Origin of the sequence: Myxococcus sp. AB036A (assembly GCF_006547355.1) — a bacterium.
Lineage (GTDB): Bacteria > Myxococcota > Myxococcia > Myxococcales > Myxococcaceae > Myxococcus > Myxococcus virescens.
Genome location: NZ_VHLC01000037.1, coordinates 41,489 through 59,554 on the forward strand (window position 1 = coordinate 41,489; position 18,066 = coordinate 59,554).

General features: G+C 69.3%; 15 protein-coding genes. 3 read left to right on the top strand and 12 right to left on the bottom strand.

Features of this window, described 5'->3' with window-relative positions:
* Positions 1-164: 164 nt before the first annotated feature.
* The gene (lexA, locus tag FL344_RS17100) at positions 165-833 is read left to right on the top strand and encodes a transcriptional repressor LexA (RefSeq protein WP_011554445.1); all 669 of its coding nucleotides are present in this window, start codon (positions 165-167) and stop codon (positions 831-833) included.
* A 43-nt stretch (positions 834-876) separates the two neighbouring features.
* On the opposite strand, the gene FL344_RS17105 is transcribed toward lexA, so the two are convergent.
* The 5 genes from FL344_RS17105 to eno form a co-directional block, all read right to left on the bottom strand.
* Complete coding sequence (locus tag FL344_RS17105) at positions 877-2,019, bottom strand: lipopolysaccharide assembly protein LapB (protein ID WP_141619282.1); 1,143 nt, start codon at positions 2,017-2,019, stop codon at positions 877-879.
* Between the two features lie 15 nt (positions 2,020-2,034).
* Positions 2,035-3,156, bottom strand: a complete 1,122-nt coding sequence (locus tag FL344_RS17110) for a hypothetical protein (RefSeq protein ID WP_141619283.1) — start codon at positions 3,154-3,156, stop codon at positions 2,035-2,037.
* Between the two features lie 62 nt (positions 3,157-3,218).
* Positions 3,219-4,154 carry a M23 family metallopeptidase gene (locus FL344_RS17115; RefSeq protein WP_141592116.1) on the bottom strand — a complete coding sequence of 312 codons (936 nt, stop codon included), beginning with the start codon at positions 4,152-4,154 and terminating at the stop codon, positions 3,219-3,221.
* Between the two features lie 2 nt (positions 4,155-4,156).
* Complete coding sequence (gene surE / locus FL344_RS17120; protein WP_141592115.1) at positions 4,157-4,945, bottom strand: 5'/3'-nucleotidase SurE; 789 nt, start codon at positions 4,943-4,945, stop codon at positions 4,157-4,159.
* Between the two features lie 4 nt (positions 4,946-4,949).
* A complete protein-coding gene (eno, locus tag FL344_RS17125) occupies positions 4,950-6,248 on the bottom strand; it encodes a phosphopyruvate hydratase (RefSeq protein WP_011554450.1) in 1,299 nt (432 codons plus the stop codon).
* Positions 6,249-6,354: 106 nt separating this feature from the next.
* Here eno and FL344_RS17130 point away from each other — a divergent pair, with 106 nt between their 5' ends.
* Complete coding sequence (locus FL344_RS17130) at positions 6,355-7,398, top strand: ADP-ribosylglycohydrolase family protein (RefSeq protein WP_141592141.1); 1,044 nt, start codon at positions 6,355-6,357, stop codon at positions 7,396-7,398.
* Positions 7,399-7,497: 99 nt separating this feature from the next.
* Here FL344_RS17130 and FL344_RS38545 read toward each other — a convergent pair whose 3' ends face one another.
* From FL344_RS38545 to FL344_RS17145, 4 genes are all read right to left on the bottom strand, one after another.
* Positions 7,498-7,674, bottom strand: coding sequence for a hypothetical protein (locus FL344_RS38545; RefSeq protein ID WP_002639449.1), 177 nt, complete (start codon positions 7,672-7,674; stop codon positions 7,498-7,500).
* Positions 7,675-8,086: 412 nt separating this feature from the next.
* On the bottom strand, positions 8,087-8,512 hold the full coding sequence (locus tag FL344_RS17135) for a type II toxin-antitoxin system RatA family toxin (protein WP_090490852.1): 426 nt from the start codon (positions 8,510-8,512) through the stop codon (positions 8,087-8,089).
* A gap of 41 nt (positions 8,513-8,553) precedes the next feature.
* Positions 8,554-9,519, bottom strand: a complete 966-nt coding sequence (gene glpX, locus FL344_RS17140; RefSeq protein ID WP_090490853.1) for a class II fructose-bisphosphatase — start codon at positions 9,517-9,519, stop codon at positions 8,554-8,556.
* Between the two features lie 30 nt (positions 9,520-9,549).
* Complete coding sequence (locus tag FL344_RS17145; RefSeq protein ID WP_011554454.1) at positions 9,550-9,978, bottom strand: thioesterase family protein; 429 nt, start codon at positions 9,976-9,978, stop codon at positions 9,550-9,552.
* 98 nt (positions 9,979-10,076) lie between these two features.
* Here FL344_RS17145 and FL344_RS17150 point away from each other — a divergent pair, with 98 nt between their 5' ends.
* Positions 10,077-11,690 (top strand): alkaline phosphatase family protein, encoded by a 1,614-nt coding sequence (locus FL344_RS17150; RefSeq protein WP_194863138.1) that lies wholly within the window; start codon positions 10,077-10,079, stop codon positions 11,688-11,690.
* Positions 11,691-11,843: 153 nt separating this feature from the next.
* On the opposite strand, the gene nadC is transcribed toward FL344_RS17150, so the two are convergent.
* The 3 genes from nadC to romR all read right to left on the bottom strand — a co-directional run bounded on the left by nadC (position 11,844) and on the right by romR (position 17,969).
* On the bottom strand, positions 11,844-12,728 hold the full coding sequence (gene nadC / locus FL344_RS17155) for a carboxylating nicotinate-nucleotide diphosphorylase (RefSeq protein ID WP_090490856.1): 885 nt from the start codon (positions 12,726-12,728) through the stop codon (positions 11,844-11,846).
* Positions 12,729-12,739: 11 nt separating this feature from the next.
* Positions 12,740-16,642 carry a valine--tRNA ligase gene (locus tag FL344_RS17160; protein ID WP_141619285.1) on the bottom strand — a complete coding sequence of 1,301 codons (3,903 nt, stop codon included), beginning with the start codon at positions 16,640-16,642 and terminating at the stop codon, positions 12,740-12,742.
* Between the two features lie 64 nt (positions 16,643-16,706).
* Positions 16,707-17,969 carry a motility regulator RomR gene (gene romR, locus FL344_RS17165; RefSeq protein ID WP_141619286.1) on the bottom strand — a complete coding sequence of 421 codons (1,263 nt, stop codon included), beginning with the start codon at positions 17,967-17,969 and terminating at the stop codon, positions 16,707-16,709.
* Between the last annotated feature and the right edge of the window lie 97 nt (positions 17,970-18,066).

Consider the following 18,066-nt stretch of genomic DNA (forward strand, 5'->3'; position numbering starts at 1 on the left):
CACCTCAAGAAGTGGGAAACAGGACGGAACGGGGCACACCGCGAGTGTGCAGGGTGACACCGGACGAGTTGACTCTACACGTCTGTTCAGGGAGAGTGACACTGAAAGCCTGTTGCCTGGGGGGAACGACTCCCCGGCAGGACGGCAGACGAGTGAGGGAGCGCATGGAAGAGCTCACGGAACGCCAGCGCGAGATTCTCAGCTTCATCGTCAAGGAGACGGAAACCCGGGGCTTCCCGCCGACGATTCGCGAAATCGGGGAGCACATGGACATCCGCTCGACGAACGGCGTCAACGACCACCTGAAGGCGCTGGAGCGCAAGGGCTATCTGAACCGGGGCGAGCAGCAGAGCCGCTCCCTGGTGGCCACCAAGCGCGCGCGGTTGCTGCTCGGCCTGGGGGCTCGCAAGGACTCGGGCATGGTGGAGATTCCCCTGCTGGGCAAGGTCGCCGCCGGCGCGCCGCTGCTGGCGCAGGAGAACATGGAGGACTCCGTCAAGATCGACAGCTTCCTGCTCGGAGGTGTGAATGGCCGCGAGGTCTTCGCCCTGCGCGTGAAGGGGCAGTCGATGATTGACGACGGCATCCACGACGGGGACTACCTCTTCGTGAAGAAGACGCCGTCCGCCCAGCCGGGTGAAATCGTGGTGGCCCTCATCGAGGACGAGGCCACGGTGAAGCGCTACTACCCGGAAGGGGACCGCATCCGCTTCCAGCCGGCCAACGCCACCATGCAGCCCATCTACGTGAGCCGCGCGGAGTTCCGGTCCACGATGATTCTGGGCCAGGTGGTGGGCGTGTACCGCAAGCTCCAGGGCGGCCGCACCCCGTAGTCCACCCCACCCGTCCCGGGCCGTTTCCTGGCCCGGGCGTGGCTCAAGGGCACTTCTTCAGGGTGGCGTCAGCCGCCGTCGCCCGCGCGCAGGCGGCCTGCAGGACGCCGGTTTCCTTGAGTTCCCGCGCCAGTTGGGCGGTGGCGACGTGCAGCTCGGCGTCCTTCGCGTGGTCCTGCTCCGCGCTGAGGTTGGCGAGGATGCGCAGCGCGTCCGGCTTGCGGTCCATGGAGGCCAGCAGGCTGGCCAGCTCCCGCAGCTCACGGATGTCCTGGCCGGACACGGACTCCAGCGCCGCGGCCAGCTCCTCCTTCGCGGCCGAGTCGTCCTTCCTCGCCAGGTGGATACGGGCCAGCGCCACGTGGACGATGGCGCGGTCCTTCACGCGCAGGGACTCCTTGTACGCGCTGATGGCGTCCCCGGGCTTGTCCAGCTTCATCTGAATTTCGCCGACGAGCTCCCAGAGCGTGGGATCCCGAGGCGAGCGGCTGGCGGCGTCGCGGTAGGCGTTGGCGGCCTCGGTGAGGCTGCCGGCGCGCACCAGGGCGTCTCCCAGGGTGGCGAGCACGTCCGCGGTGTGGATGCCGTCATCCACGGCCTTCTGGGCAGCGGCCAGCAGCTCCGGGTAGCGCTGCTTCGAGGACAGGACGTCCAGCGCGCGCATGATGAGCGCGGACTTCTGCTCCGGGGAGGGCGCCGCGTTGGACGCGAGCGTGAAGTGCCGCACGGCCGCGTCGTGGTCACCCTTCTTGAGGTCCAGGTCGCCCAGCGACTCCAGGGCGTTGAAGTCCTGAGGGAAGAGGGCCAGGGCCTTGCGCAGTGAGCTCTGGGCTTCGACCACCTGACCCAGCTGCGTCTGGATGAAGCCCAGGCGGCTCCAGTTGGTGGAGCGCTTGGGCTCCAGCTTGAGGGCGGCCTCGAAGGAGGCGGCGGCGTCCGTCAGCCGGCCCATGGAGAGGTACACCTCGCCGCGCGCGGCGGGCAGGCGCGGGTCGTCCGGGGCAATCTGCTGCATGGCCTCGAAGGAGGCCAGGGCGGCGTCGAAGTGGCCCTGGAGGTACTCTGCGGTGCCTTTGACGTAGAGGCCCTCCGCGTGGTCCTTCGGTTTGACGCGAGGTGTCTCGTCGTCACAGCCCGTCAGGGCGAGCAGGGCAATCAGGGAGAGGGCGCGCGGTCGCGGGAACATGAGGGGCTCCGAGGCTCAGAAGTGGTACGCGATGCCTGCGTTGAGGTCCAGGTTGAGGCCGTCTCCCAGCTTCGATTCCGAAAGCCCCAGCACCGCCTGCGCGATGTTGGTGCCCAACTCGACCTGGAAGCCCACCGAACCGGCGATGAGGTACTCCAGGCCCGCGAAGCCCACGACGGTGGGCAGCGGGCCGGTGGACTGGAAGATACCGAAGTCACCGAAGGACAGCTGCACGCCCAGGCCGAAACCCCAGTAGGGCCGCAGGGACTTCTCCACGTTGTGGTAATGGCGCGCGCCCACGACGCTGGGCAGCACGTTGAGGCCACTGCGCACGCCGTCCTGCGTGGAGCGCACGTAGCTGAAGCCCACCTGGAGGAAGCCGACCCATTCGGGGTGGAACCAGTAGCCCACCTCGATGTCGCCACCGGGGTTCACGTTGGAGAGCTTCTCGATGAAGTTGTTGTTGACGCGCAGGCCCAGCAGCAGGCCTCCGCCCCCCGTGCGCGCGGAGCCCCCCAGCAGCGGGCGGGCCGCCACAGACTCCTCCGGCGGGGCGAGCGCGGCGAAGAGCTGGTCGGAGACGGCCTTCGCGGTGCGCAGCAGGTCCTCCGCTTCCGGGGCCTCCGCGCGAGGCCGGGCCAGGATCCGCCCGCCCGCGGCGTCCAACAGGTTGGCGGTGAGCAGGTACTGGTCGCCGAAGCGGTCCAGGCGGCCGGCCACGACGTAGCGGGCGCCGGTGAGGGCCACCAGTTCCTGGAGGCAGTCTCCCCGGTCACACGTCTTGAGGCCATGGAGCTGCTGCTGGCGCTCGTCGTCCAGGGCGGCCTCGACGTCCCACTGCGAGAGGACTCGCAGCCGCGGCGACTCCGCCAGCCGCGAGGTGATGAGCGAGGTGACGCCCGGCGCCGCGTCACGGCCCGCCTCGTTGGCCTCCAGCATCAGCACCGCCACGACGACGGGCCCGGCCGCATCGGTCGTGCTCGCCTGGACCGCGGCGGCCTGTGACACAGGGGCTGGCGCCTGGGCATGCGCCGCCGAAGCCAGCAAGACGAAACAGGAGAGCCACCAGGACACGAAGCGCGACACGGGCCGGCACTCTACCTTCACCCGGGCCCGGCACCGAGGCCCAGACGTCACACGACGTAGCGCCCTGCCCCGCCGCCTGGAGCAGGAAGGCAGCCGGGCCCGCGCCGCCTCGCCTACGAGGAGGGCATCGGCCCCAGAAAGTCGAGCGGGTCCACCGGTTTGCCGTCCAGGCGCACCTCGAAGTGCAGATGGGGCCCGGACGTCCGGCCCGACTCGCCGACGGTGGCAATCACCTGCTCGCGGCGCACCTTCTGTCCGGTGCGCACGCGCAGGTCGCGGTTGTGCGCGTACAGGGTGATCAGCTTGTTCGTGTGCTCGACGATGACGATGTTGCCGTAGCCACGCTGCTCGCCCGCATAGAGCACCGTGCCTGCCTGCGCCGTCTTCACGGGCGTCCCGGAGGGCGCAGCCAGGTCGATGCCGTCGTGCGGCTCCTTCCCCTTCTTCCCGAAGCGGCCGTACAGGACGCCCCTCATAGGCCAGTCGAGCTGCCCCTGCGTGGCCACACGAGGCCGGCCCGCGGCGCTCGCCGGACGCGACATGGACCGGCTGCGCGACGGGGGCTCCTCACGGCGCCCCAGGGTCGGCACGCTGCGCCGCCCCCCAGCCGACGTAGAGGTCCGTACCGGCTCCGGGTCTGCCTCCGCCAGGGCCCGCACCGGCACGCTGCGCTCGACACCGGGGATGGTGAGCTCCTGCCCCACCGCCAACGCCCACGGCGCCTTGATGCCGTTGGCCGCCCCCAGCTCCTCCACCGTGAGGCCGTAGGTGCGGGAGATGCGGTACATCGTCTCGCCCGGTGCCACGCGGTGGCGCACGGCCACCAACTCCGGTTCTTCGTGGACGCCCCGCAGATTGAACGGCAGCGGCGTGGTCCGCTCCGCCGCGTCGGTGACTTCCGCCGTCTCCTCTTCACGCGAAACGGCGTCCAACCCGGTGTCCGGCCCGGCAACGGAGGATGCCCGGGTGCCCACGCAGCCGCTCAGCAGCACGGCCAGGAGGAACACCCGGAGCGCCCCACGCGCTCGGCTGGACACGCACGGCGCCAACGCTAGGCACCGTCCGGTTCATGCCGGTTGAAGCCATCGACCTGCCACCCGGAGAGGTCCGGGAGCCGGCCATGGTCCGTCAGCTCGAAGTGCAGCGGAGTGACGGAGACGCGCTTGTCCCGGAACACGGCATTGCAGTCGCTGCCCGGGATGTCCTCGTGCTGGTAGTCGCTACCGCCAATCCAGTAGTACTTCCGGCCACGAGGGTCTTCGTTCTCCACCACCTCGAAGCCGTACGAGTGACGGCCCTGGCGGGTGACGACGTAGCCCTCCGGCTCCACACCCCCAGGGATGTTCACGTTGAGGAGCATCCGCGGCGGGAGCGGACGCGACAGGGCACTGGACACCAGCGAACGGGCGAACCGGGCCCCCGGCGCGAAGTCGAAGTTCCGCCGGGCCACCAGGCTGAAGGCAATGGCGGGCACGCCCAGGAGCGCACCCTCCATCGCCGCGGCCACCGTGCCGGAGTACATGATGTCTTCGGCCAGATTCGCGCCGTGGTTGATGCCGGAAACCATGAGTACCGGGCGATCATCCTTCAGGAGATGGTTGATCGCCAGATAAGCGCAGTCCGCGGGGGTTCCGTCGACGGCGAACCACCGCTCCCGCACCTCCTTGATGCGCAGCGGCCGGTGCAGGGAGATGGCGTGGGAGGCGGCGCTCTGCTCCCGGTCGGGAGCCACCACCCACACCTCCCCCAGGGGGCTCACGGCCTCGACCAGCGCCTGAAGCCCCTCTGAGAAATAGCCGTCGTCGTTGGAAACCAGGATGCGCTTGGGCTTGTGGCTCACGGGCTCACTTCTTCTGGTTCAAGGCGCGGAACACCGACTTGCCAGCGTAGCGGGCCGCGGCCCCCAGCTCGCCTTCGATGCGCAGCAACTGGTTGTACTTGGCCACGCGGTCGGAGCGGGACGCGGAGCCCGTCTTGATCTGCCCGCAGTCCAGCGCCACGGCCAGGTCGGCGATGGTGGTGTCCTCCGTCTCGCCGGAGCGGTGGCTCATGACGGATGTGTAACCGGCGCGGTGCGCCATGCGCACGGCGTCGAACGTCTCCGTCAGGGTGCCAATCTGGTTCACCTTCACCAGGATGGAGTTGGCCGTGCCCGTCTCGATGCCGCGGCCCAGGCGCTCCACGTTGGTGACGAAGAGGTCGTCACCCACCAACTGCATGCGCGAACCCAGCGCGTCGGTGAGCTTCTTCCAGCCCTCCCAGTCATCCTCCGCCATGCCGTCTTCGATGGAGATGATGGGATAGCGCTCCGAGAGGCCCCGGTAGTACTCGAGCAGGCCGGTGGAGTCGTACTCCTTGCCCTCGCCCTTCAGCTTGTACTTCTTGCTGCCCTTGTCGAAGAACTCGCTGGCCGCCACGTCCAGGGCCAGGAAGAGCTGCTCACCAGCCTTGAAGCCCGCCTGGTCGATGGCCTCCATGATGAGCTTCAGCGCCTCTTCGTTCGCCGGCAGGTCCGGGGCGTAGCCGCCCTCGTCGCCCACGCCCGTGGCCAGCTTGCGGCCCTTGAGAATCTTCTTCAGCGCGTGGAACACCTCGGCGCCCCAGCGCAGGCCCTCCGCGAAGGAGGACGCACCGGCGGGCACCACCATGAACTCCTGCACGTCCACGCGGGTGTCCGCGTGCGCGCCGCCGTTGAGGATGTTCATCAGCGGCACCGGCAGGGTGCGCGCCTGCACGCCGCCCACGTAGCGGTACAGCGGCAGCCCGTGCGCGTCCGCCGCGGCGCGAGCGGCCGCCATGGACACCGCGAGGATGGCGTTGGCACCCAGCTTGCCCTTGGTGGCGGTGCCGTCCAGCTCCAGCATCCGCTGGTCCACCGCGAACTGATCCGCCGCGTCCATGCCCACCAGCGCGGGCGCGAGCACGTCGACCACGTTCTTCACGGCCTTCTGCACGCCCTTGCCCAGGTAGCGATGCTTGTCGCCGTCGCGCAGCTCGATGGCCTCATGCTCACCCGTGGACGCACCGGACGGCACCGCGGCGCGGCCACGAGCGCCTCCGGCAAGCTGGACCTCCGCCTCCACGGTGGGGTTGCCACGGGAGTCGAGCACTTCGCGCGCCAGAATCTGAGAAATCTCGGTCATAGGTTGCCGTTTCTAGAAGAGCCCTCCGGGTCGGGCAAGCGTGCTCGCGGCCCGCGCTGCTACAGTGTCCACCCGTCGAATGCCTCCGCCCCAACGCCGCCCCGCCTTGAAGGGGCCTGACCCATTGCTCGCTCAACGGCGCCGCGGCGCGCTGCTCGGCATGGCCGTGGGCAATGCCCTGTCCGTCCCCACCGCGCACCGGCCCTTCATGGCCGTTCCCTTTCCCAAGCAGGCGGAGGGGCCCTACATGAAGCTGATGGGCGGTGGTCCGCATGAGCTGCGTCGCGGCCAGGTGACAGAAGAGGTCCAGCTCGCGGCCTGCCTGAGCCACAGCCTCCGGGCCATGAAGCGTTACGATGCCGCGGACGCACTGCGTCGTTACCGCGCCTGGCAGCCGCACGCCTTCGACGTCAGCGAGCCCATGGCGGAGGTCTTCGAGGACTGCCAGACGTCGGGATTCCCGCCCCTGGGCGCGGGCAGGCGCGTGTGGCTGCGTGCGTACCGGAAGCCCGCGGACCCAGGGAGCCTGGCCCGCGCGGCGCCGCTGGGCGTGTACCTGGCGGGTGACGCCCACGCGCTCACCCAGGCCTCGCTGGAGGACTCCGCCCTCACCCACTTCGACCCACGCTGTCAGCTCGCCTGCGCGGCCTTCAACGCGGCCATCGGCCACGCCGTCACCCATGGCGCGGGCCTCAAGGCCGCCGACCTCATCCCCGCCGCGGAGTCGGGCCTACTGCTGGCCGGCGCGGCGCTCGGGCGTTCCGCCAGTGACTACGTGCAGGAGGTGTCCTTCGCCGCGTCGCTCCTGCGCGAGGACCTGGCCATCGCCCAGCAAGAGGACCCGATGCTGTACGGGCCGGAGCTGCACCTCCACCGCCCCCTGCACGCGGTGCGCGTCGCCTTCCGGCTGGCCTTCTGGGAGCTGCTCCACGCCCCCAGCGCCGAGGCCGCGCTCCTGGACGTCGTCCACCGGGGCGGCGACACGGAGGCCCACGCCACCATCACCGGCGCGCTCGTGGGCGCCTTCCATGGCGAGCAGGCCCTGCCCGAGGAGTGGCGAAAGCAGGTCCTGGAGGCCCTGAGCACCGTCAAGGGGCCACTGTGGGATGTCTATCACCCCCGGCACCTGCTGGCCCTGAGCAACGCCTGAGGGCTCCTGAATGCGCGAAGCCCGCGGGGCCGTCCTGGGAAGGACCGCCACCGCGGGCTCGGGGACACACTGGCGCGGCCGTCAGGCCGCTCGCCAGGGTCAGGACAGCAGGTCGATGACCACCACGCCCCGCTGGGGCTTGTCGTCTTCGGTCTCCGTGCGGCGACGCGGGCGGTCATCCGGCACGGGGAGCGGAAGCTCCACCACCGGCCTGTCATGCTCCTCACGGCGGCGCTCACGGCGCTTGATTTCTTCGATGATGAAGGCGTCGAGCATGGGTCTTCCGTCTCCCTCAGCCTACGTACCCCGATGTACGCCCATCCCGCCCCAATACCATTTCCACCAATATCAGATGCAAATTAAGAACCCCGGTTCCGCGCTGGGTACGTTGCAGCCATCTCGCACGGTTGCTCGTCTGCCACCCGACACCCGGGCCAGGGCACCCAGGGCAGAAATGTCGTGGAGGCCGAAAATCCGTCGGGATGGTGTTCATTTTAATGCCCTCGAAGCGGCCCGCAAGCGGACCGTCCCATGGGCATACTCCTCGTATCCGGCGTCGCAAGCCCCTTCGATTTGGCCTCGTCCGCCCGCCTGCTGCGGCGCGCGGAGCATCCGGGTCTCCGAAGACTCCTGACGGCCGGCGGGCGATGGTGGAGTCGCCCGCCAAGAAGCCGCCCGGAGGTGTGATTCAGGGCGCCTCGAAGCGGCGCTTGAAGGCGTCCAGCATCTTCGGCAACGAGGTCTCCACCAGCGCGGAGACGACGCTCTTGGGCACCAGCGCGCCCAGGGCCATCTCCACGGTGTAGGTGGCCTTCGTCTTGCCTTCGCCCTCGGGCTCCAGGACCCAGCTGCCCCGGTTGTCCTTCATGAACTCACCCTTGATGTAGGTCCAGGACATGCGGGTGGGCCGCTCCTCCGTGACGTGGATGGAGTAGTTGATGGTCTTCACCACATCCACCTTGTAGTGGACGTCCACCGTATTGCCCTTGCGGTTCTCGGTCCGGATGCCCTTCACCTCGGGGAGGAACTCCGGGTACCGCTCGTACTGGGTGATGACGTCGAAGACCTTCTCGATGGGGGCGTTGACGACGATGGTTCGCGAGGCGCCAGGCATGGGTGTCTCCAGGGGACGTGAGTCAGGGTGGGAGCTGCGGCCTAGAAAGCGTACCCCGGCTTCTTGTCGAACTTGTGCACCGACTGGATGAAGCGGACGGTGCCCGTCTTGCTGCGCATGACGACGGAGTGCGTCTCGCAGCCGCCGCCGAAGAAGCGCACGCCCTTGAGGAAGTCGCCGGTGGTGACGCCGGAGGCGGCGAACATGACCTCGCCCTTGGCCAGCTCCTCGGCGGTGTAGATCTTCGAGATGTCGGTGATGCCCATCGACTTGGCGCGTTCGATTTCGCCCTGGTTGCGGGGAACCAGCCGGCCCTGCATGTCACCGCCGGTGGCGCGGATGGCCGCCGCGGCGATGACGCCCTCGGGCGCGCCGCCGATGCCCATCAGCACCTCCACGCCCGTGTCCTCGAAACACGTGGCGATGGCGCCGGCCACGTCACCGTCCTCGATGAGCCGGATGCGGGCACCCGCCGCGCGAATCTCCTTGATGAGGTCGGTGTGACGCTCGCGGTCCAGCACCACCACCGTGAGGTCTTCCACGTAGACCTTCATCTTCTCCGCGATGGAACGGAGGTTCTCCGTGGGCGTCTTGCGCAGGTCGATGGCGCCCCGGGCGCGCGGGCCCACGGCCATCTTCTCCATGTACGTGTCGGGGGCGTTGAGCAGCCCGCCCTTGCCCGCCATGGCCACCACGGCGATGGAACCCGGACGGCCGTAGGCGCACAGGTTGGTGCCCTCCAGCGGGTCCAGGGCGATGTCCACCTCGGGCGCACCCTCGCCCCGCTTGCCCACCTTCTCGCCGATGTAGAGCATGGGCGCCTCGTCGCGCTCGCCCTCGCCGATGACGACGGTGCCATCAATCTGCAGCGCGTCGAAGGCGCGGCGCATGGCGTCCACGGCGGCCTGATCCGACTCGTCCTTGTTGCCGCGGCCCATCAGTCGTGCGGAGGCGATGGCCGCCATCTCGGTGACGCGCACGACCTCCATTGCCAGGTTGCGATCCATGTGTGTGCTCCTTGCGTATGCCGGAAGGGTTCAGGTGGAAGGGGAAGAGCCCGGGGAAGGCCCGGTCGTTTCGAGCAGCCGGATGAGGGAGTCCGGCAGCCGCGTCGGCTTGCCGTCCCGCCCCACGCAGGCGTGACGGGTCATACCGGTGCAGAGCAGCGTGCGTGGCGCACCGTCACGAAACAGCGCGTAGGTGAACACGATGGACGCGCGGCGCAACTCACTCACGGTGGTTTGGATGACCAACAGATCGTCGTAGCGCGCGGATGCCTTGTACTGACAGCTCGCCTCGGCCACGGGTAGCAGGGCACCAGAGCGCTCCAGCTCGGCGTAGCTGCCACCCCGGGCGCGGAAGTACTCACTGCGCGCGAACTCGAAATAGCGGAAGTAATTCGCGTAGTAGACGACACCCATCTGATCCGTGTCGCCGTAGATGACGCGAAGGCGGGCCTCGACCATGAATCGAGCGACCCTAACAGCGCGATGTGCGGCGTCCAAGCAGTGACACGCGTTGTTGGTTGCTTCTCACCATCCCGGCGGAGATGGTTCTCATCCCAATGATTCGTGCACTTTCCCTTGCCGTGGCGCTGGCCACCCTGCCCGCTTTTGCCCGACCTCCCAGGCTGACGCTCGTCATCAGCGTGGACGCGCTCGGCAGCGACGTGTTGCTACGCAACCGTCCGCGCCTGAAGGGCGGCTTGCACCAGCTGATCAACCAGGGCGCGTACTTTCCTTATGCGCGCTACGGCTACGCCGAATGCCGCACCGCCCCCGGCCACGCCACCCTCTCCACGGGCGCCAACCCCTGGCGGCACGGCATCGTGGACAACCGGTGGGTGGACCGCTCGACGATGAAGCGCGTGATGGCCTTCGCGGACGCGGCCCACCCCGTGCTGGAGGTGCCGCTGAAGCCGGGCCAGGACTCCGGCCCCGCCCACCTCATGGTGGAGACGCTGGCGGACCGGCTGCGCGTGACGACGCAGGAGCGCGGCAAGGCGGTGGCGTTGTCCATCAAACCCCACGCGTCCATCGCCCTGGCCGGGCGTGCGGGACAGGCGTGGTGGTTCGACAAGGGCGAGGGAAAGTTCGTCACCGGCACCTGGTACACGAAGGAGTTCCCGGCGTGGCTGAAGGCGCTGAACGCGCGGAAGCTGCCGGAGGCGTCCTTCGGCAAGAAGTGGGAGCTGATGCGGCCGGCCGCGGAGTACGTGGGCGAGGACGAAGGCCTCGCTGAGGCGGACGTCTACGGCCTGGGCCGCACCTTCCCCCACCCGCTGGACGGCGGGCTGCCGTCGCCGGGCCCTACCTTCTACCAGGCGTTCGCCCTCTCACCGGACTCGCATGACCTGCTGGTGGAGGCGGCCAAGGCGGCCATCGCCGGCGAGGGACTGGGCCAGGACGACGTGCCCGATCTGCTGGCCGTGAGCTTCAGCGGCACGGACCTGGTGTTCCATGAGTACGGGCCCTACTCGTGGGAGATGCAGGACACGCTGCTGCGGCTGGACAAGGCGATGGGTAACCTCATCGCCGCGGCCGAGCGCGCGGCGGGTGGACGCGGCAACCTGGTCATCGCGCTGTCCGCGGACCACGGCGGCGCGGCGATGCCGGAGCAGTGGGCCGCCAAGGGGCTGGCCGCGAAGCGGGTGAGCTCGAGGGAGCTGGCGGAGAGCCTGACGCAGGCGCTGCGTCAGCAGTTCGGCGGCGACGTGACGGCCACGCTCGAACAACTGGACGTGTACCTGGGCGGCAAGACGCACCAGGGGGGCGCGGTGGACGTGGCGGTGCGGCGCGCGGCGGCGGCGTGGCTGGCGAAGCACCCGTCGGTCATCACGGCCGTGGCCCATGATGACCTGTTCACCGCGCCGGACACCGAGGGCTACCTGACGCTCATGCGCAAGAGCTACTACCCCGGGCGCAGCGGCGACGTGCTCTTCATGCTCCGGCCCTTCCACATGCTCCACTACATCCCCACCGGCACCAGCCACGGCACGCCGCATTCCTATGATTCACAAGTGCCCGTCCTCTTCGCGGGCAAGGGCGTGAAGCCGGGCCTGTACCTGGAGGAGATCGACCCCGTGGACTTCGCCCCGACCCTGTCGGCGCTGATGGAGATGGGCATGCCCGCTTCGGCGGAGGGCAAGCCCCGCGCGGAGGTCCTCACGGGCAAGTGAGCGAACGCGTCAGCGCAGCGGACACGCGCTCTGACGGCGCCGTCCGCTGCGGTCCGTATGCCGTGAAGGGAGGGCTCAGCGCGTCCAGGCGGGATGCCGGGACGCCCTTCGACGCGGAGGCGCTGGAGCCAGGAGCGCCTCCGTGTCCGCACGCTACGCTGGCTTCGGCTGCTTGCTGCGCGCGGGCCGCTTCGCCGCGGCGGTGATTTCCAGCGACAGGTCCATGGCCCGCGCGGAGTGCGTGAGCGCGCCCATGGACACGAAGTCGATGCCCAGCTTCGCCAACCGAGGCAGCCGGTCCAGCGTGACGCCGCCCGACACCTCGAGCGGCACGCGGCCCGCCGCCAGCTTCACGGCCTCGCGAATCTGCGCGTCGTCCATGTTGTCGAGCATCACCACGTCGGCGCCGTGCTCGATGGCCTCCGCGAGCTGCTTGAGGTTGGTGACCTCGATTTCGACCTTTGTCAGCCGAGGCCCGTTGAGCTTCGCGCGGCGCAGCGCCTCCGCGATGGAACCACCCACGGCGGCGATGTGGTTGTCCTTGATGAGGACGCCGTCGAAGAGGCCGAAGCGGTGGTTGGAGGCACCGCCCATGCGGACGGCCTCCTTGGCCACCGTGCGCATTCCCGGCGGCGTCTTCCGCGTGTCCAGGACGCGCAGATTGGAGCCACGCACGGACGTGACGGCCTGCTGCGCCAGCGTCGCGATGCCCGCGGCCCGCTGCACGATGTTGAGCGCGGTGCGCTCTGCCGCGAGCAGCGAGCGCATCCGGCCGTAACACCGCGCGGCGACCATCTTCGGTTTGATCTCCTGACCGTCGCGGCGCAACAGCTCCACCTCGACGTTCGGGTCGACCGTCTTGAAGACACGGACGAAGGCGTCCAGTCCCGCGAGCACCAACTGCTCCTTGGCGACCAGTTCCGCGCTGCCCTCGTAGTCAGGAGGGATGAGGGCCTGCGAGGTGACGTCACCCGCCGCCCCCAGGTCCTCATCGAGTGCGAGCGCGATGAGCCGGTCGAGGTAATCCTGCTGCTGCACGTCTCCTCCTGCTACCGCCGGGCCTTTGCCCGCGCCTTGGGTTTCGCCCCGGTGCCCTTCTTCGCGGGAGCCTTCCGGCCCGCCGCCTTCTTCACCGGCTTCTTGCTGGCGGCAGCGACCTTCTTCGCGGCCCCCTTCTTCGTGGCAGCCTTCTTCGCGGCGACCTTGGCCGGAGCCTTCTTCGCAGCGGCCTTCTTCGCCGCGCCCTTGGCAGGCGCCTTCTTCGCGGCGGACTTCTTCGTGGCAGCCTTCTTCGCGGCGCCCTTGGCCGGAGCCTTCTTCGCAGCGGCCTTCTTCGCCGCGCCCTTGGCCGGAGCCTTCTTCGCAGCGGCCTTCTTCGCCGCGCCCTTGGCCGGAGCCTTCTTCGCAGCGGCCTTCTTGGCAGCGCCCTTCGCGCCCTTGGCCGGAGCCTTCTTCGCAGCGGCAGGCGCCTTCTTGCCCGCGGCCTTCTTCGCGGGACGCGCCTTCACCGGAGCGGCAGGCTCCTCGTCCTCGTCGGAAGCGGAGACAGCCGCCACCACCGTGTCCTTCGCGATGGACGACGCCTTCTTCACGGCGGCCAGGGTGGCCTTCACCACGGCCTTCGCGGTGGAGGCCACCGTCTGCTCGGCGGCAGCGGGCACCTCACGGGCGTCGCCACCGGCGCGCGCCGTGTTGAACTCCCGCATCGCGTCGTCGACGAGGCCCATGCTCATGTACGCAACGCCGAGGTCATGATGGTCGGCCGGAGACAGGCCTTCCTTCGTCCCCGCGCGCAGCTTCTCCAGGGCGTCCTGCACCTGGGGGTCCGCGGCTTCGGGCACGCCGCCCACGGCCTCGAGCTCGTCCTTCAACTCCTCCGCCAGGTCGACGTTCTCCTCGGCTTCCGCATCCGGCGCGGCCTTCACCTCGGCCGGAGCGGCGGCAGCCTCCTCCTCCTCGGTGGACTCGGCGAGCGTCTCGTATTCAGCCCCCCCCTCGGCCGGAGGCGGCGTCTCTAATCGAGCAGCGCTCTCGGGCGGCGTGACGGGCTCGGTCGCGACGTCGGCTTCGGTCGCGATGTCGGCCTCGGTCGGCTCAACGCTTTCGGTCGGCGTGCGGCTCTCGGACGGCGGCGCTGCGGGCATGGCGGGCTCCGGGGCAATGCGCTGCAGATGGTCCTGAAGCTTGGCCTTGCGCTCCTTCAACTCCTCCACGCGGGCGCGGTCCTTCTCGACCACGTCCGGGGGCGCCTTGGCCACGAAGTTGGGGTTCTCCAGCTTGCGCAGCACACCAGCGGCCTCCTGCTCGGTGCGCGCAATCTCCTTGCGGAGGCGGTCGCGTTCCGCGTCCAGGTCGATGAGACCCGCCAGCGGCACGTAGATTTCCAGGTTCGTGCCCACGAAGGCGGCGGCCTGCGGCGGCTTGGTGCCGGGCGCGCCAATCTCCACGTCGGACAGGCCGGCCAGCGGCATCAGGTACGCGCGCCAGCGCTCCAGCAGCTCGCGCGTGCGAGCGTCCGGGCTCTGCACCACCGCCTTCACCTTCGTCGCGGGCGACAGGTTGCTCTCGCCGCGGATGGTGCGCAGGCCCTCGATGGAGGCGATGACCGGGGCCATCTCCGCCTCGGCGGCCTCGTCCACCAGGTCCGCGTCGGGCTCCGGGTACGACGCGATCATGATGCTGTCCACCGACCGGGACATCGGCAGCTTCTGCCAGATCTCCTCGGTGATGAACGGCATGAACGGGTGGAGCAGCCGCAGGATGCGATCCAGCGAGTACACCAGCACCGCGCGCGCGGAGTCCTTCGCCTGCTCATCGGTGCCGTAGAGCGAGCCCTTGGCCAGTTCGATGTACCAGTCGCAGAACTCGGCCCACAGGAACTGGTACAGCGTGGACGCCGCCTCGGCGAAGCCGTACGTCTCCAGCGAGGCGCGGGCCTCGGTGGTGGCGCGCTGGAGCCGCGAGAGAATCCAGCGGTCCGCCAGCGTCAACGGACGCTCCTTCAGCGGACGCTCATCCAGCGTGAACTCGCCCATGTTCATCAGGGCGAAGCGGCTGGCGTTCCACAGCTTGTTGCAGAAGGCCTTGTAGCCAGCCATCCGGTCCATGGACAGCTTGATGTCCCGGCCCTGCTGGGTGAGCGACGCGAGCGTGAAGCGCAGCGCGTCCGCGCCGAAGGCAGGCATGCCCTGCGGGAACTTGTTCCTGAGCGTCGGCTCAAGCTTGTCCGCGGGGGCGCCGAGGATGACGTCCAAGGGGTCGATGACGTTCTTCTTCGTCTTCGACATCTTCTCGCCCTTCTCGTCGCGCACCATCGCGTGCAGGTACACGGTGCGGAAGGGCACATCCCCCATGAAGTGCAGGCCCATCATCATCATCCGGGCGACCCAGAAGAAGATGATGTCGTGGCCCGTCTCCATGACGGACGTCGGGTAGAACGTCTGGAGCTCCGGCGTGTTGCGAGGCCAGCCCAGCGTGGAGAACGGCCACAGCGCGGACGAGAACCACGTGTCCAGCACGTCCGGGTCCTGGATGAACGTGGCGCCGCCGCACTTCGGGCAGGACGTGGGCTGCTCACGCGCGACAATCGGCTCCGCGCGCGCGAAGTCCACGCCGCCCACCTTCACCGTCGCGGAATCCAGCGGCAGGTCGGTGTCGTCCCCCAACCGAGGGCTGCACGCGGTGCAGTAGTACGCGGGAATCTGGTGGCCCCACCAGAGCTGGCGGCTGACGCACCAGTCGTGGATGTTGCGCATCCAGTGGAAGTAGGTGTTCGTCCATGACTCGGGGACGAACTTCGTGCGGCCCTGCTCCACCGCCTCGATGGCCGGCTTCGCCAGCGGTTCAATCTTCACGAACCACTGCGGCGACAGGCGCGGCTCCACCACCGTGGTGCTGCGCTGACACGTGCCGACGGACAGCTTGTGCGGCTCCTCCTTCTCCAGCAGCCCGAGTTCCAGGAGGTCCGCCAGCACCTGCTTGCGCGCCTCGAAGCGATCCAGGCCGGCGTACTTGCCGGTCTCCTTCGTCATCCGGGCCGATTCGTCCAAGATGGACAGCATCGGCAACTTGTGACGCAGGCCCGTCTGGTAGTCGTTGAAGTCGTGCGCGGGCGTGACCTTCACCACGCCGGTGCCGAACTTCGGATCCACCAGTTCGGCGTCCGCGATGATGGGAATCTCGCGGCCGCTGAGCGGCAGCACCACGTGCTTGCCAATCAGGTCCTGGTAGCGCTCGTCCTCCGGATGGACGGCCACGGCGGTGTCGCCCAGCATCGTCTCCGGGCGCGTGGTGGCCACGGTGAGCGTGCGGTCGGTGTCCTTCACCGGGTAGCGGATGTGCCAGATGGAGCCGTTCTTCTCCTGGTGTTCCACTTCCAGGTCGCTGAGCGCCGTGTGGCACGAAGGACACCAGTTGATGAGCTTCTGGGCCCGGTACATCAGGCCCTCTTCGTACAGCCGGACGAAGACCTCGCGCACCGCGGCGGAGGACTGCTCGTCCATGGTGAAGCGCTCGCGGCTCCAGTCCAGGGACGCGCCCAGGTAGCGGTGCTGCTCGCCGATACGAGCGCCGAACTTGCCCTTCCACTCCCAGACGCGCTCCAGGAAGGCCTCGCGGCCCAGGTCGTGGCGGCTCTTGCCCTCCGTCTGCTTCAGCTCCCGCTCCACCACCATCTGCGTGGCGATGCCGGCGTGGTCCGTACCAGGGAGCCACAGGGCGTTGAAGCCGCTCATCCGCTTCCAGCGGATGAGGATGTCCTGGATGGTGGCCGTCAGCGCATGACCGATGTGCAGGCTGCCCGTGACGTTGGGCGGCGGCAGCACCATGGAGAACGGCGGCTTCTCGGAAGGCGCCTCGGCGCGGAAGTAGTTGCGCTCCAGCCAGAACGCGTAGCGGCGAGCCTCGACCTCGGTGGGCTCGTAGGCCTTCGAAAGTTCAGTGGTATCGGTCATTGAAAACGGCCGGCCCCGGAGACCGGGGCCGGCAAAAGGTCAGGAGGTTACGGCGCCAGGCGCCTCAGTGCTGGGTCTCTCGGTCCTTGATGAGCCGCTCGAGCTCCTCACGGATGATGGTCTCCGCGAGCTGCGGTACCACCTCCCAGGCAATCTTCTCGATGACCTCGCGGGAAGCCTTCGAAAGCGCCTCGCGCAGCAGGGCCTCGCCCCCGTCCGCGGCAGGCGCACGGGCGCTCGCCGGCCTCGCCGCGGCGGGCGCGGGGGTGGCGATGTCCAGCGAGATCTCCTCGGCGTCACCCTGGTCGGGCAGCGAGTCCTCGATGCTGATCGACGGCTGGGCCGCGGCGGGCGCGGGCGCACCCAGACCGAACGGATCCCTGCCCCGCGCGGCGGGCTGCGGCGCCGCCCCAGGAGGAGGCTGCGGCGCGCCGACCGGCGGACGCGCGAAGCCACCCGGCGCGGGACCACCCGGCGGAGGCGGCACGCCCGGACGCGCCACGGCGCCCGGCGGCATTCCCGGACGCGGCGGAAGGCCCGGCGCGGGACCACCCGGCGGAGGCGGCACACCCGGACGGGCGCCCGGCGGCATCCCAGGTCCCGGAGGACGCGCGCCCGGAGGCATGCCCGGGCCGGGAGGACGCGCCATGCCCGGCGGCATCCCAGGTCCCGGAGGACGCGGCGCGCCCGGAGCACCCGGCGGCGGCATGCCCGGCCCCGGAGGACGCGCCATGCCCGGCGGCATCCCAGGTCCCGGAGGACGCGCGCCCGGCGGCGGCACACCCGCACCCGGAGGACGCGGCACGCCCGGCCCCGGAGGAACACCCGGACGAGCGCCCGGCGGAGGCGCGGGACGAGCCCCCGGCGGAGCAGCGGCGGCGACGGGCGCGGGCGCCGCGGCGGGCTGAGGAGGCGCGTGGCGCACCTGCGTGGCGGCCGACGCGGGCATCGTGTTGGACTTCTGGCCGACCAGCGCCTTCACCTTGTCGAGCAGCACCTGGCTCTCGAAGGGCTTGGTGACGTGGTCATCAGCGCGGGCGGCGCGAGCGCGATTCTCGTCGAACGCTTCGAACGTGCCGGCCAGCAGCACCACCGGGATGCCCTGGGTGGCCGGGTCGTTCTTCAGCGCTTCGCAGACCTCATAGCCGCTCTTGCCCGGCATCATGACGTCCGCGAGGACGACGTCCGGACGCAGCTCGCGGGTGCGGGAGATGGCGTCCAGCCCGTTGTCCACCGCGGTCACCTGAAAGTCCTCGGTCGCGAAGATCATCCCGATCACCTTGCGGATGGTGAGCGAGTCATCGGCGACCAGCAGATTCTTGGGCATCGGTTCGGGCCTCGGGGAGCATCCACTCCCCTGAATTCGTTGGTGATTCCCGCCGCGAGGGTTGACTCGCGGCAGTCTGACAAGCGGGGCAGCTTAC